Raw genomic sequence first — 14,146 nt, 5'->3', positions numbered from 1 at the left:
CGGTGCTTTACCACCTGTTCGTCCCGTTCGCGCAGTACTACATCGGCTTCAACCTCTTCCGCTTCGGCACCTTCCGGGCGGCGGGGGCGGTGGTCACGGCATTCCTGGTCGCATTCTGGTTCGGGCCGGCCATCATCTCGCGCCTCCGCATGCTCAAGGTAGGGCAGGTGGTGCGCACGGAAGGCCCGCAGACGCACCTGGGCAAGAGCGGCACGCCCACGATGGGCGGCGTGCTCATCATCCTGTCCACCGTCATCCCCACCTTTCTGTGGGCGCGGCTGGACAACTGGTACACGGTCATCGCCCTGGTCGTGCTGCTCTGGCTGGGCGTCGTGGGCTTTCTGGACGACTATCTGAAGATCGTCCGCAAGAACACCGGCGGACTCAAGGGGCGCTACAAGATCCTGGGGCAGGCGGGAATCGGCGTGCTGCTGGGAATCGTGCTGATCGTGTTCCACGTCAGCGATCCCATTCCCGCCACGTGGACCCAGATCCCGTTCTTCAAGAGCTGGCACGTCTGGTTTCACCCGGTGACGTACGTGCTGTTCGTCACCTTCATCATCGTGGGCTGCAGCAACGCGGTGAACCTGTCTGACGGGCTGGACGGCCTGGCGGCGGGATTGTCGGGGATCGCGGCGGCCACGTTCGGCGTGTTCGCGTACCTGCTGGGCCGCGTGGACGCGTCGGACTACCTGAACGTCTTTTATCTCCCGGGCGCGGGCGAGCTGGGCATCTTCTGCGTGGCGCTGGCCGGCGGATGCATGGGCTTTCTGTGGTACAACGCGCACCCGGCGGAAGTGTTCATGGGCGACACCGGGTCGCTGGCCATCGGCGGCGTGCTGGGCGCGGTGGCGGTGCTGCTGAAGGCGGAGTTCCTGCTGGCCATCGTGGGCGCGGTGTTCGTGGCCGAGGCGCTATCCGTGGCGTCGCAGACCATCTACTTCAAGTACACCAAGCGCCGCACGGGAACGGGCAAGCGCATCTTCCGCATGGCGCCGCTGCATCACCACTTCGAGCAGATCGGGTGGCATGAGAGCAAGGTCATCATCCGCTTCTGGCTGATGGGGATCATGTGCGCGCTGGCCGCCTTCGCCACGCTCAAGATCCGCTGATGAGCCGTTCGTTCGCCGGACAGACGATCGGCGTGCTGGGGCTGGCGCGCAGCGGACTGGCCGCGGCGCGCCTGGCCCTGGGCCGCGGCGCGCACGTGTACGCCAGCGACGCGGGCGATGGCGAGGCTGCACGCGCGGCGGCGGATCAGGTGCGGGCGCTGGGCGGGGATGCGCAGACGGGCGGGCACGATCTGGCCAAGCTGGCCGCGTGCTCGCGGATCGTCCTCTCCCCCGGCATTCCGCCGACCGCCGCGATCCTGCGCGAGCCGGCCATCCAGGGCGTGCCGGTCGTTCCGGAGATCGAGCTGGCGTACGAGCAGCTGGACGGCCCGGTGATCGGCATCACGGGGACGAATGGAAAGACGACCGTCACCTCGCTGACGGAGCACCTGCTGCGCGCCGCGGGAATCGACGCCGTCGCGGGCGGCAACATCGGCACGGCGCTGAGCGAGCTTGCGTTGCGCGAGCCGCAGCCCGCGTGGAATGTCGTCGAGTGCAGTTCCTTCCAGCTGGGCGGCATCGACCGGTTCACGCCGGCGATCGGGATGCTGACGAATCTCGCGCCGGACCACCTGGACTGGTACGCGGACCTGGAAGACTACTACGCCGACAAGGCGCGTCTCTTCCGCAACGCGACGGACGCGAGCCGGTGGATTCTGAACGCGGAAGATGAGCGCGCGGCCACGTTGATCGGCGACGCGCCGGGGACGCGCTACTGGTTCCGCGCCGCGTCGATGCCGAAGTCGGACGACGAGCTGGGCGGGTGGATGGACGGGCGGGAACTGCGGATCCGCACGGAAGCGGGGCGCACGGAATCGCTCGGCTCCGCGGACCGGCTGCGCATCCTGGGCCCGCACAACATCGCCAACGCGCTGGCCGCCTCGCTGGCCGCGCGTCTGGCCGGGGCTTCGGCGGAGTCGATCGCGGAGGCATTGCCGCGGTTCGAGGCGCCGCCGCACCGCCTGCAGCCCGTGTCCGAGCGCGGCGGCGTGCTCTGGGTGAACGACAGCAAGGCGACCAACGTGGCCTCCACCCGTGTCGCCATCCGCGGAATGAGCCGGCCGACCGTGCTTCTGCTGGGCGGGCGCCACAAGGGCGAGCCGTACACGGAGATGGCGGGGGACCTGGCCGGCCGCGTGCGCACGGTGATCGCGTTCGGCGAGGCGGGGGCGCAGATCGCGGCGGACCTGTCCGGCGCCGTCGACGTGCAGCACGTCGAGGGCGGATTCGACGAGGTGATGGCCCGCGCCGCGTCCGTCGCGCGGCCTGGGGACGCGGTGCTGCTTTCGCCCGCGTGCAGCAGCTTCGACATGTTCAGGAACTACGAGGAACGGGGCCGCCGGTTCGCCGAGCTGGCCCGGGGAGAAGGGGAATGACCAGCATCGCGCTCCTGCGCCGGCCCCGCGCCGCCAAGGACCCCGTGCAGCCGCCGGTGACGCCGCGGGAGCGGGCGTACACCACCGCGCCCGCCGTGGCCGCCTTGCCGCGCGAGCAGACGTGGGAGGCCCGCGCGCTGGTGGCGCTGACGGCCATGGCGTTCGCCTTCGGGCTGACGGAGATGTACAGCGCCAGCTCGTTCGAGGCGGCTTCGCACGACCTGCCGGGCCACTACTTCGCCCTCAAGCAGGTGATGGGCGCGGGGATCGGCGTGGTACTGGCCGCGGTGCTGTCGCGGGTGGATTACCGGCAGCTGCGCCGCTTTGCCTGGCCCATGCTGGCGATGGTCATCGTCCTCCTGGCGCTGGTTGTGATGCCGGGGACGGAAGCGCTCGCCCCGCGTGTGAACGGTGCGCGCCGGTGGCTCAAGCTGGGCATCCAGTTTCAGCCGTCGGAGTTCGCCAAAATCGCGCTGATCGTATGGACGGCGATGATGGCGGTAAAGAAGGCGGACCGGCTGCACTCGCTCAGCAAGGGATTGATGCCCTTTCTGCTGGTCTGGCTGCCGATCCTCGTCCTGGTGATGAAGCAGCCGAACATGAGCGCGGCGCTCCTGCTGGTCCTGCTGGCGGCGCTGGTGCTGTTCGCGGGCGGGGCGCGCATCGGGCACTTCATCCTCCTCGGCCTTCTCGCCGTTCCCGTGCTGTGGAAGCTGATTACGGGCGAGGGATACCGCGCCCGGCGTCTGGCGGCGTTTCTGGACCCTGCGCACGACACGGGGAACGTGAGCTACCAGATCCACCAGTCGCTGATCGCCATCGGCAGCGGCGGGCTGGGCGGGGTGGGATTCGGGGAAAGCCGGCAGAAGTACGGCTTTCTTCCGGAATCGCACAACGACTTTCTGTTCAGCATGATCGCGGAGGAGTGGGGTCTGCTGGGCGTCCTGTTCGTCGTGGCCGTCTTCGCGGGATTCCTCGTCGTGGGCTACCGCATCGCGGCGCGCGCGCCGGACCGCTTCGGCTACCTGGTGGCGCTGGGAATGACCAACCTGATCGCGGTTTCCGCGTTTCTGCACATGGGCGTGGCGATGGCGCTGCTGCCGACGACCGGCGTGGCGCTGCCGTTCATGTCTTCCGGCCTGTCGGCGCTGCTGACTTCGTTCGCGGCGGTGGGCATCCTGTTGAGTATCGCCCGCGCGGCGAAGGACCCCGAAAGAGCCCGATGACCACCCCACGCGTACTGTTTGCCGGCGGCGGAACCGGCGGCCACCTGTATCCCGCCCTGGCCCTGGGCGCCGCCTTCAAGCGGCTGGATCCGGCCTCGGAGGTGATGTACATCGGGGCCAAGCGCGGCGTGGAGGCGCGCGTGCTTCCGGACCGCGGCGAGCCGCACGCGCTGCTGCCGCTGGAGCCCATCCGCCGCGCCAAGCCGTGGCAGAACTGGCGCCTGGTGCCGGCCATGTTCGGCTCGTTTACCGCGCTGAACGGCGTGTTCCGCCGCTTTCAGCCGAACCTGGTCGTGGGCACGGGCGGATACGCGAGCGGGCCGGCGGTGGCGTATGCCATCATGCGCGGCATTCCCGCGGCGGTGCAGGAGCAGAACTCGTATCCCGGCTTCGTGACGCGGCTGGTGGACAAGCGCGTGCGGCAGCTTCACCTGGCGTTCCCCGAAGCGCTCAAGTACCTGAAGCCGGGCGACAAGACGCAGGTGTTCCGCTTCGGCAATCCCATCACGCCGCCGGACTTCAACGTGGACCGTGCCGCGGCCCGCGCGCGCTTCGGCCTGACCGCGGGGACGGTGTGCCTCGTCGTCGGCGGCAGCCAGGGCGCGCGCCCGGTGAACGAGGCGCTGCTGGCGGACCTGCGCGGCATTCGCGAGGGACGGCTTCCCGCGCCGCCGGAAGGCTTCCAGATCCTGTGGGCCGCGGGAACGGGCAACTTCGACCGGGTGCAGAAGGGGCTGGAGGACCTGGGCAATCCGTCGTGGGTGCACGCGCTGCCGTACATCACCGACATGCCGGGCGCGCTGGCGGCGGCGGACTTCGCCATCACCCGCGCGGGCGCCATGTCCATCGCGGAGCTGTGCGCGTGGGGCATCCCCAGCATCCTCGTCCCGCTGCCGCACGCGGCCGCCAATCACCAGTACCACAACGCCGTGGCGCTGGCGGAGGCCGGGGCGGGGGTCATGGTGCAGGAGCAGGAGCTGGGCGGCGGACGCCTGTGGCGCGAAGTGATGGCGATGGATGATCCCGCGCATCGCGCCGCCGTGGCGGCCAAGGCGCGCGAGCGCGGCCAGCCCGACGCCGCGGATCTGATCGTCGCCCAGCTCGCGACGCTGGTCCGCTGAGACGGCGCTGCAAAGGCGTGCTCTGAGGACGGGCGACTGAAGTCGCGGCAAAAACGGCGCGAAGTCCGCCTGCGCGGACTGTGGGGGCGGGTTGGGTGAGGTTCGGCGGATCAGGGCGCGACCGCCGTCCAGGAGCGAATGAATTCGCCGCTGGAAAGGCACGAAGTCCGCCTGCGCGGACTGCGGCGGCAAGTGGGGTGGCGCCGCGCGGAGTCCGTTTCGCGGGCCGGTTGCGCCGGGAGAGATCCGGTACGGCGAGAGACAGGGCGGGGGAACGACCGCTGGGGAGATGCGAACGCACTCACGCACTCAGCACCCCGCACTCACGCACTTCAGTTTCGTTGCAGATCGTGGCAGTTCCCGGCGCAAACCCGCGCCGCGCGAAGCTTTTCCCCGCGTTGGGCTGACGTTACATTGAGCACCGAATTCGACCTGGTTGAGCTCGCCAAGCAGGGGCCGATCCACTTCATGGGGATCGGCGGGGCGGGGATGTCGCCGCTGGCCGAGATGGCTCTGCTGGCGGGTGCGCGGGTCACCGGGTGCGACTCGTCCCCCGGCCCGGCGACGCAGCGGCTGGAAGAGCGCGGCGCGGTCGTCTACCAGGGCCACGATGCGTCCCACGCCGCCGACTGCGCGGCGCTGGTGATGACCGCCGCCGTCCCCGACGACCATCCGGAACTCGCCGCCGCGCGCGCCCGCGGCATCCCGGTCCTCAAGCGGGCCGAGGCGCTGGGCGCCATCGTCAACCACGGCACCGTCGTGGGCATCGCGGGGACGCACGGAAAGACGACCACCACCACCCTCACCACCGCCGTGCTCGCCGCGGCCGGGGTGAACCCCACCGGCTTCGTGGGCGCGCGCGTTCCCGCGTGGAACGGCAACCTGCATCCCGGCGGCGACCGGGTGTACGTGGTGGAGGCGGATGAATACGACCGCTCCTTCCACCAGCTTCGCCCCAACGTGGCCGTCGTCACCACCCTGGAAGCCGATCACCTGGACATCTACGGCTCGCTGCAGGCCATCGAGGAGGCGTTCGACATCTTCGCTGCCTCGGTGCCGGACGACGGGCTCATCGCCTGCTGCGCGGACGACCACGGCGCGGCGCGGCTGGCGGCGCGGCTCCCCGGCGGCCCCGAGCGGGTGATGACGTACGGGCTGAACGCCGGCTCCATGCTGCGCGCCGAAGATCTGCGGCTGAGCCCGTCCGGCGCCGAGTTCACCGTCCGCGAGCGCGGCGTGGTCCTGGGCACCGCGCGGCTGAACGCGCCGGGCGAGCACAATGTGCGCAACGCGCTGGCCGCCATCGCCGTGGGCCGCCGCTTCGGCGCGGAGTGGGACGCCATCGCAAAGGGACTCGCGTCGTACGCCGGGGTGGACCGCCGCTTCGAGCAGATCGGCGAAGCCGCCGGAATCCTGTTCGTGGACGATTACGCCCATCATCCCACCGAGGTGCGGGCCACGCTGGGCGCCGCCCGGGCGGGATACGCGGACCGGCGCATCGTCGCCGTCTTTCAGCCGCACCTGTACTCGCGGACGCGCGACTTCGCCGCCGAGTTCGGCCAGGCGCTCGCCGCCGCGGACGTCGTTTTTCTGACCGATGTGTACGCCGCGCGGGAAAAGCCCATCGACGGAGTCACGGGGCAGATGATCGTCGACACCGCCACCGCGGCGGGCGTGGCGGTGCGCTACGTTCCCGTCCGCGCCGAGGTGGTGGACGCCGTCGCCGCGGAACTGCGCGGCGGCGACCTGTGCCTGACGCTGGGGGCGGGGAACCTGGACATGGCCGCGCGCGAACTGCACCAGCGCTTTTCGGGAGCACGGGGATGAAGCGCGCCGCGCGCCTGGGCATTCTCGCCACGCTGCTGGCGGCGGGCGGATCGTCTCCGTTCTGGGGCCCGTCGGTGCTGCGCCACGTGCAGTGGTTCGCCGCGGACCGCGTGGAGGTGGCCGGATCGCGCCTGCTGGCCCCGCACGAGGTCGTCGCCGCCTCCGGCGTGCGCATCGGCGACAACGTGTACACGGACCCGGCCGCGTGGGAAGCCGCGCTGCGCCGCCATCCGGTGATCGCCGACGCGCGCGTGGAGCGGCGCTTTCCCGCCACGCTGCGCATCCGCATCGTCGAAAAGCGCCCGGCCGCCTTCGTGTCCGCCGGCACGCTGCGACCCGCGACGGCGACGGGGGAGATTCTTCCGGTGGATCCCGCCCGCGTCCCGGTGGACCTGCCGATCGCGGGGACGGCGCCAGACACGGCCACCCGCGTCCGCGACCGCGCCACCCTGGCCGTGCTGGCCGAGGCCGCGCGCCTGGCCGACGCCGATCCCATGCTGATGGCGCGGGTGAGCGAAGTCCGCTCCACCCGGGCCGGGACGCGGCTCTTCATGTCCGCGCCGCGGGCAGAGGTGCTGCTGGCCTCCGGCGCCGGCGAGCCCCGGCTTACGCAGCTTCGCGCCGCCCTGGCGGACGTGGACCGCCGCCTGGGCGCGGGCGGACGCGCCGTCGTCGACGCGCGCTACGCGGACCAGGTGGTGGTCCGCCTGATCGCGCCTGGCAGCACCCCCGCGACGGCCCCCGCGCCGCCGCGTACCTGACCCGCAGCCCACGCTTCCGGAACTGATGCGTTCTTCCATCGTCGCAGGCCTGGACATCGGCTCGAGCAAGACCGCCGTGGTCATCGCGGAGGTGTCGGGCGATGCCCCCCACCGCGCCCAGGTCAAGGTGCTGGGGGTGGGGCAGGCGCGCACCGGCGGCATCCGCCGCGAGATCGTCACCGACATCGAGGCCACCACCGAGTCCGTGCGCAAGGCGGTCAAGGAAGCGGAATTGATGGCCGGCGTGACCGTGCAGCGGCTGTACACCGGCATCGCGGGCGAGCACATCCACGCCTGGCCCAGCACCGGCGTCGTCGCCGTCGGCGGGCGCCCGGCGGGGGACGGTGAGATCCGCACGGGCGACGTGGACCGCGTGCAGGAAGTCGCCCGCGCCGTGGTCATCCCCGGCGACCGCGAGCTGATCCACGCGATCCCGCAGGAGTACATCGTCGACGCGCAGGACGGCATCCGCGACCCCGTCGGCATGGCGGGGACCCGGCTGGAGGCCGAGGTCTTCATCGTCACCGGCAGCGCCAGCGCCAGCCAGAACGTGCGCAAGGCCGTCACCCGCGCCGGCTACACCGTCGCGGAGCTCGTGCTGGAGCCGCTGGCCTCGTCGCTCGCCGTGCTGACGGAAGACGAGATGGAGATCGGCGTCGCCCTCGTGGAACTGGGCGGGGGGACGACGGACCTGTGCGTCTTTCACGAGCGCAAGATCAAGCACCTGACCTCGCTCCCCTGGGGCGGCGCGACGGTCACGAACGACATCGCCAAGGGCCTCTCGCTTCCGTACGCCGAGGCGGGGCGCGCCAAGGAGCGCTTCGGCGTGGCCCGCGCGGACTTCGTGCGGCCGGATGAAACGTTCGAGATCCCGGGCGCGGCGGCGGGGCAGACGCGCCACGTCGCGCGCGAGCTGCTGGCGCACATCATCGAGCAGCGGATGGACGAGATCTTTGGGCTCGTCGCGGCCGAGCTGGAGCGCGCGGGGTTCGGCGGGGGCGAGCTGGGCGGCGGCGTGGTGCTCACCGGCGGCGGCGCCGCGCTGCAGGGCGTGGTGGAGCTGGCGGAGCGCACCTTTGCCTCGTCCGTGCGCATCGGCGTGCCCGGCGAGGGACTCGGCGGGCTTGCGGATTCCGTCCGCCGCCCCAAGTTTGCGACCGCCGCCGGACTCGCGGTCTACGGGTCGCGACGCCTCATCACGGACACTCCCGAAAGCAGCGCCCTCGCCGGCGCTTCGGTCAACGGCATCGTAAAGCGCATCAGCGACTGGTTCGCGGACTTCTTCTAGAAGCCCGCGCGGTCGCCTGCTTTTTAGTTCTTTCTGTTCAGAATTTTCTCCCCTGGGGAGCCAGCGCACATGGTCTTCGAGTACGACGAAACGATGACCCAGAACGCCCGCATGAAGGTGGTGGGCGTGGGTGGCGGCGGCGGCAACGCCGTCAACCGCATGATCGAGGAGGACCTGGAGGGCGTCGACTTCATTTCGGTGAACACCGACGCGCAGGTCCTGAAGCTCAGCAAGGCCGACGTCCGCATTCAGATCGGGCACAAGCTCACCCGCGGCCTGGGCGCCGGCGCGCGCCCGGAAATCGGCGCGCAGGCGCTGGAGGAGAACCGGGATGAGATGCGGCGCGCGCTGGACGGCGCCGACCTGGTCTTCATCACCGCCGGCATGGGCGGCGGCACCGGCACCGGCGCCGCCCCGCTGATCGCGGAAATGGCGCGGGAGATGGGGGCGCTCACCATCGCCATCGTCACCAAGCCCTTTCTGTTCGAGGGCAAGAAGCGGATGAAGCAGGCCGAGCAGGGCCTTGCCGAGCTGAAGCGCGCGGCGGACACCATGATCGTGGTGCCCAACGAGCGGCTCCTGGCCGTCGTGGGCAAGGGCACCAGCTTCAAGGACGCGCTCAAGAAGGCGGACGAGGTGCTGCTGCACGCCACGCAGGGCATCTCCGACCTGATCCGCGTGACCGGCGAGGTGAACGTGGACTTCGCCGACGTGCGCACGGTGATGAGCAACCGCGGCGCGGCGCTCATGGGCACCGGCTTCGGACGGGGCGAAAACCGGTCGATGGAGGCCGCGCAGGAGGCCATCAGCTCGCCGCTGCTGGACAACATCTCCATCAGCGGCGCGGCGGGCGTGCTCATCAACATCACCGGCGGAATGGACCTGGCGATCGACGAGGTCACGACGATCTCCTCCATCATCCAGGAAGCCGCGGGCGACGACGCCGAGATCATCTTTGGCGCCGTGCACGACCCCAGCATGAAGGAAGAGGTGCGCGTCACGGTGATCGCCACCGGCTTTGAAAAGGACGCCATCATCCCCGACCGGCTGGACGGCGTGATCCGCGCCGACTTCCGCTCGCACGGCCGCTCCCCCGCGGGCGCCGATATCGCGGGGACGCGCACGGCCTACCCGCCGCGTCCGGCTTCCGGCGACGCGCGCTCGTCGCTGGACTCTCGTTCTTCGGGGATGGACAGCCGCCCCGAGCCGCGGATGGAGCCGCGCGCGGAGCGGCTGGAGCACCGCCCCGAGCCGCGCGCCGAGGCACAGCCGGGGGTGACGCCGCTGCACAAGATGCCGCCGCGGCCGGAGCCCAAGGTCCCCAGCGACCTCGAGATTCCTACCTTTATCCGCCGGCAGATGGACTGAAGCCGGCCCCCTCGCCTCCTCGCGGCCCACGCCGCGGGGAGGCGAGTCTCTGGTGCCCGGCCGCGTTCCCCCGGCCGGACAGGATTGCAACCCCCAAGCAGGAAGACGGATGTCTCGTCCCGCCCGCATCATCGCCGCCGGCGCGCTCTGCGCGCTGGGCGCGGCGCTCGGCGTTCAGCGCCTGGCCACTCTCCGCGCCGCCGAACAGCAGATGGAGGCACCGCCGGCGTGGCTTCCGGCGGCGCAGGCCCGCCCCGCGGAGCTTGCCTTTGCCGACACGCTGCGCCGCGGCGAAACGCTTTCGGAGCTTCTGGACCGCACCAAGCTGGACCTGACGGCCACCCGCGCGCTGCTGGAGCAGCTGTCCCAGGTGCAGGACCCGCGTACCGTGCGCCCCGGGCTGGTGGTGGAGTACCGCCGTTCCACGCGCACCGGCGCCGTGCGCGCCGTCAGCACGCGGCTGGACGCGGACCGCCGCCTTTCGCTGCGCCCCGCGGGCGCGGGATGGAACGCGCGGGTGGAAGAGGTCGCGGTCCACACGGATACCACGGTGCTGGCGGGAAGCGTGCGCCGGTCGCTGTATCAGGCGCTGATGGACGGCGAGGGCGACGTGCCCCGCGGCGAGCGGCAGCGCGTGGCGGACCTGCTGGCGGACAGCGTGTTTCCCTGGCAGATCGACTTTTCGCGCGACCTCAAGGTGGGCGACACCTTTCGCATCCTGTACGAGCGGATGGTGCGCCCGGACGGCAGCGCGCGCTCGTCGCGCATCCTGGCCGTGCAGTTCGACATCGACGGCCGCGCGCACGACGCCTACCGCTTCACCGTGGACGGGCTGGACGAGTTCTACGACGGCGACGGCGAGTCGCTCAAGCGCGCGTTCCTGCGGGCGCCGCTGGAGTTCCGCCGCATCAGCAGCGTCTTTACCAGCGGCCGCTTTCACCCCATCCTGCGCCGCGTGCGCGCGCACCAGGGCATCGACTACGCGGCCTCCATGGGCACGCCGGTCCGCGCCGTGGGCGACGGGGTGATCGCGCGCGCCGGGTGGGCGGGCGGATACGGCAACCTTGTGGAAATCCGCCACCAGCGGGGATACGGCAGCCGCTACGGCCACATGCGCGGCTTCGCGCCCGGCATCCGTCCCGGCGTCCGCGTGCGCCAGGGCCAGCTGATCGGCTTCGTGGGCACCACGGGGCTCAGCACCGGGCCGCACCTGCACTACGAGTTCCACATGGACGGCCGCCCCGTCGATCCGTCGTCCATCCGCTACCTGACCGGCGCGCCCATCCCGGGCGGCGCCAGGGGCCGCTTCCGCGCCGCGCGCGACCTGCGCACGGCCGCCCTGGAGCGCGTCTCCGGCCCGCGCCTCGCCAAGCGCGACAGCGCCCGCACGGGCGACCGCGGCTGATGGCGGAATTTGCGCTGTACCCGGCCATCGACCTGCGCCGGGGCCGCTGCGTGCGGCTGGAAAAGGGGATGGCGGAGCGGGAAACGGTCTACGGCGACGATCCCGCCGCCGTCGCCGCGGGGTTCGCCGCGGCGGGCGCGGAGTGGATTCACGTCGTGGACCTGGACGCCGCCTTCGGGGACGGGAGCAACCGCGCGCTGATCCGTTCGCTTGCCGCCACCGCCGGTGTTCGCGTGCAGACCGGCGGGGGACTGCGGACGGAAGCGGACCTGGAGGAAGTGCTGGAGGCCGGCGCCGCGCGCGCCGTCATCGGCACGGCCGCGATCGAGAACCCGGAGCTGGTGCGCACGGCCGTCGCCCGCTGGGGCGCGGACCGCATCGCCGTCGGCCTGGACGCGCGCGGCAGGCGTCCCGCGGCGCGCGGCTGGGTGGAGGAAAGCGGGACGGACCTGTTCGACCTGGCCCGCACGCTCGTCGAATATGGCGTGCGGACGATCATCCACACCGACATCGAGCGGGACGGGATGATGATGGGGCCCAACCTGGACCTGTCCGCCGAGCTGGCCGCGCACGCCGGTGCGGAAGTGATCGTTTCCGGCGGCATGCGCGGGATCGACGACGTACGCGCCTGCGCGGCGGCGGCGCGCGAGGGACGCGGAATTTCCGGCGCCATCATGGGCCGCGCCATCTACGAGGGCGCGGTGGACGTGGGCGAGGCGCTGCGGGCCGCGCGATGATGTCGCGCGAGGTGCTCACCGGCTCACGCGGGCGGGCCAGCGGCCACGCGGTCGTGAACGTGCTGCAGAACTACACCGGCCTCACGCATCCCGAGGCCATGCGCATGTTCGAGCAGGTGCGCGCCGGCGAGCGGGTGGAGATCGATCTGGATGACGAGTTCGCCGCGTACGATCTCGTCTCCATGCTCACCGATCTGGGCCTCAAGGCCGAAGTCGCCGACACCAACTGATCGTCCGGATACTGCGGATCTCCAGCGCGCCTCCCGTCGGGAGGCGCGCTTTCCGTGTTTCGTCCATCCCAAACCGGACACGAACGCGCGTCCCGCCATCCGGTCGAAAAATCTTGTTGCCACGTGGCTGGCCCGTTGTGATCGCGCCTGATTTTCCACCTGCGACACGATCTTTCGCCAGACACCCGAATGCCCTTGTTCGGAGCCTTTCGGGTCTGTATGTATTGAAAGTGAACACGCCGCGCGCTCCTTCCGCGAGTCGCTCATAAAGGGTTCTGCGGTAATCCGCGATAATTGGGGCAAGCGAAAAAATTGAGATGTGATGCGGAGATTGGGGAGCAATTCCGCCGCGCAACTCTTCCGGGAATGCTGATTTCCGCAGGAAAACCGGGAGCGCATGCGGTAATCTGCGGCAACCCGCGGTAATCAGCGCGGAATGACGGCGCCATGTCAGGACGGGCAGATCAACCCAGGAATGGAGGAGAGAAGCTTCCATGAGTATTCGGTGGGGGGATGGACGTGACTTGGCTGGAGGGGTGCCCCGCCGGGATGGAAGAGGATGGAGGGCACGCGCGCGTCCCTTGCCGGAGCGTCGGCGGATGGGGATCTTTCCGCCTCCCACGATTCCCTGAAGGATGAACGATGCCCGAATCCGCTCGCGACATGGTAGATCTGCGTTCCGACACGGTGACGCGCCCCTCGCCCGAAATGCGCCGCGCCATCGCCGAAGCCGAGGTGGGCGACGCGGTGCTGGGCGACGACCCCACGGTGGCGGCGCTGGAGCGGGCTGCGGCGCAGCTGCTGGGCAAGGAGGCCGCCCTGTTCTTTCCCAGCGGCATCATGGCCAACACGGCGGGCGTGCTGGTGTGGGCCCAGCCGGGAACAGAGGCCGTGATCGACGCGGGTGGCCACATCCTGAACTACGAAGAGGGCGCGGCGGCGGCGTGGGGCGGCGTGCAGCTGCGCGCGGTGCAGACGCCGGACGGCCTGCTGGACCCGGACCTGGTGGCTGAGGCCATCCGCCCGGACACGCCGTACCTGCCGCAGACCTCGCTGGTGTGCGTGGAAAACACCCACAACAGCGCGGGCGGGCGCATTCTGCCGCTGGAGCGGATGCGCGCGGTGCGCGACGTGGCGCGTGAGCGGGGCGTGCGCGTGCACCTGGACGGCGCGCGCCTGCCGAACGCCTCCGTGGCGACCGGCACGCCCATGTCCGCCTGGGCGGCGGAGGCAGACACGGTGATGTTCGCGCTTTCCAAGGGGCTGGGCGCGCCCGTGGGTTCCATCCTGGGCGGCGACGCGGAAACCATGCAGCGCGCCTGGCGCCTGCGCCGGCGGCTGGGCGGGGGAATGCGGCAGGCCGGCATCCTGGCGGCGGCCGGGCTGTACGCGCTGGAGCACAACTTTCCGCTGCTCGCCCAGGATCACCGCCGCGCGCGGGAACTGGCACAGGCCGCGGGCGCGGTGGACGGGATTCAGGCCGCCGTGCCGGACACCAACATCGTCATGCTGGACCTGGAAGACGCGGCGCTGCAGCCGGCCGCCCTCCTGGCCGCGCTGGCGGAGCGCGGCATTCTGATGACGCAGTTCGGGCCGCGTCGGCTGCGCTCCGTGCTGCACATGGACGTGGGCGACGACGGAATCCGCCGCGCCGCCCAAGCCTTGCGCGAGGTTGTGGAGGCCGCGCGGGGCTGA

The 14,146-nt window shown here is 71.0% G+C and carries 12 protein-coding genes; all 12 read left to right on the top strand.

Annotation, left to right across the window (positions count from 1 at the left end):
- Positions 1-2: 2 nt before the first annotated feature.
- The 12 genes from mraY to HNQ61_RS21750 all read left to right on the top strand — a co-directional run bounded on the left by mraY (position 3) and on the right by HNQ61_RS21750 (position 14,146).
- Positions 3-1,112 (top strand): phospho-N-acetylmuramoyl-pentapeptide-transferase, encoded by a 1,110-nt coding sequence (gene mraY / locus HNQ61_RS21805; protein WP_170035469.1) that lies wholly within the window; start codon positions 3-5, stop codon positions 1,110-1,112.
- Positions 1,112-2,488 (top strand): UDP-N-acetylmuramoyl-L-alanine--D-glutamate ligase, encoded by a 1,377-nt coding sequence (gene murD / locus HNQ61_RS21800; RefSeq protein ID WP_170035470.1) that lies wholly within the window; start codon positions 1,112-1,114, stop codon positions 2,486-2,488. Before mraY ends, murD begins: the two co-directional genes overlap by 1 nt.
- Positions 2,485-3,714 carry an FtsW/RodA/SpoVE family cell cycle protein gene (locus HNQ61_RS21795; protein WP_170035471.1) on the top strand — a complete coding sequence of 410 codons (1,230 nt, stop codon included), beginning with the start codon at positions 2,485-2,487 and terminating at the stop codon, positions 3,712-3,714. Before murD ends, HNQ61_RS21795 begins: the two co-directional genes overlap by 4 nt.
- The gene (locus tag HNQ61_RS21790) at positions 3,711-4,835 is read left to right on the top strand and encodes a UDP-N-acetylglucosamine--N-acetylmuramyl-(pentapeptide) pyrophosphoryl-undecaprenol N-acetylglucosamine transferase (protein WP_170035472.1); all 1,125 of its coding nucleotides are present in this window, start codon (positions 3,711-3,713) and stop codon (positions 4,833-4,835) included. The genes HNQ61_RS21795 and HNQ61_RS21790 overlap by 4 nt, the downstream gene beginning before the upstream one ends.
- Positions 4,836-5,249: 414 nt before the next feature.
- Positions 5,250-6,662, top strand: a complete 1,413-nt coding sequence (gene murC, locus HNQ61_RS21785) for a UDP-N-acetylmuramate--L-alanine ligase (RefSeq protein ID WP_170035473.1) — start codon at positions 5,250-5,252, stop codon at positions 6,660-6,662.
- Entirely contained in the window at positions 6,659-7,423 is a 765-nt protein-coding gene (locus HNQ61_RS21780; protein ID WP_170035474.1) for a cell division protein FtsQ/DivIB, read from the top strand. The genes murC and HNQ61_RS21780 overlap by 4 nt, the downstream gene beginning before the upstream one ends.
- Before the next feature lie 25 nt (positions 7,424-7,448).
- Positions 7,449-8,711: a cell division protein FtsA gene (gene ftsA, locus HNQ61_RS21775; RefSeq protein ID WP_170035475.1), complete on the top strand. Its 1,263-nt coding sequence runs from the start codon at positions 7,449-7,451 to the stop codon at positions 8,709-8,711.
- A gap of 69 nt (positions 8,712-8,780) precedes the next feature.
- Positions 8,781-10,079, top strand: a complete 1,299-nt coding sequence (gene ftsZ, locus HNQ61_RS21770) for a cell division protein FtsZ (protein WP_170035476.1) — start codon at positions 8,781-8,783, stop codon at positions 10,077-10,079.
- 109 nt (positions 10,080-10,188) lie between these two features.
- Complete coding sequence (locus tag HNQ61_RS21765) at positions 10,189-11,484, top strand: M23 family metallopeptidase (protein ID WP_170035477.1); 1,296 nt, start codon at positions 10,189-10,191, stop codon at positions 11,482-11,484.
- Positions 11,484-12,221, top strand: a complete 738-nt coding sequence (gene hisA / locus HNQ61_RS21760; protein ID WP_170035479.1) for a 1-(5-phosphoribosyl)-5-[(5-phosphoribosylamino)methylideneamino]imidazole-4-carboxamide isomerase — start codon at positions 11,484-11,486, stop codon at positions 12,219-12,221. The genes HNQ61_RS21765 and hisA overlap by 1 nt, the downstream gene beginning before the upstream one ends.
- Positions 12,218-12,451, top strand: a complete 234-nt coding sequence (locus tag HNQ61_RS21755; RefSeq protein WP_170035481.1) for a hypothetical protein — start codon at positions 12,218-12,220, stop codon at positions 12,449-12,451. Before hisA ends, HNQ61_RS21755 begins: the two co-directional genes overlap by 4 nt.
- 642 nt (positions 12,452-13,093) lie before the next feature.
- Positions 13,094-14,146 carry a threonine aldolase family protein gene (locus tag HNQ61_RS21750; protein ID WP_205761635.1) on the top strand — a complete coding sequence of 351 codons (1,053 nt, stop codon included), beginning with the start codon at positions 13,094-13,096 and terminating at the stop codon, positions 14,144-14,146.

Source organism: Longimicrobium terrae, assembly GCF_014202995.1.
Lineage (GTDB): Bacteria > Gemmatimonadota > Gemmatimonadetes > Longimicrobiales > Longimicrobiaceae > Longimicrobium > Longimicrobium terrae.
The sequence above is the reverse complement of the archived record's forward strand: the minus strand, read 5'-3'. Positions and strand labels throughout refer to the sequence as shown.

Coding starts and splice junctions, on each gene's coding strand:
- murD (WP_170035470.1), top strand. CDS start 1,112: ATGAGCCGTTCGTTCGCCGGACAGACGATCGGCGTGCTGGGGCTGGCG.
- HNQ61_RS21795 (WP_170035471.1), top strand. CDS start 2,485: ATGACCAGCATCGCGCTCCTGCGCCGGCCCCGCGCCGCCAAGGACCCC.
- HNQ61_RS21790 (WP_170035472.1), top strand. CDS start 3,711: ATGACCACCCCACGCGTACTGTTTGCCGGCGGCGGAACCGGCGGCCAC.
- HNQ61_RS21780 (WP_170035474.1), top strand. CDS start 6,659: ATGAAGCGCGCCGCGCGCCTGGGCATTCTCGCCACGCTGCTGGCGGCG.
- ftsA (WP_170035475.1), top strand. CDS start 7,449: ATGCGTTCTTCCATCGTCGCAGGCCTGGACATCGGCTCGAGCAAGACC.
- ftsZ (WP_170035476.1), top strand. CDS start 8,781: ATGGTCTTCGAGTACGACGAAACGATGACCCAGAACGCCCGCATGAAG.
- HNQ61_RS21765 (WP_170035477.1), top strand. CDS start 10,189: ATGTCTCGTCCCGCCCGCATCATCGCCGCCGGCGCGCTCTGCGCGCTG.
- hisA (WP_170035479.1), top strand. CDS start 11,484: ATGGCGGAATTTGCGCTGTACCCGGCCATCGACCTGCGCCGGGGCCGC.
- HNQ61_RS21755 (WP_170035481.1), top strand. CDS start 12,218: ATGATGTCGCGCGAGGTGCTCACCGGCTCACGCGGGCGGGCCAGCGGC.
- HNQ61_RS21750 (WP_205761635.1), top strand. CDS start 13,094: ATGCCCGAATCCGCTCGCGACATGGTAGATCTGCGTTCCGACACGGTG.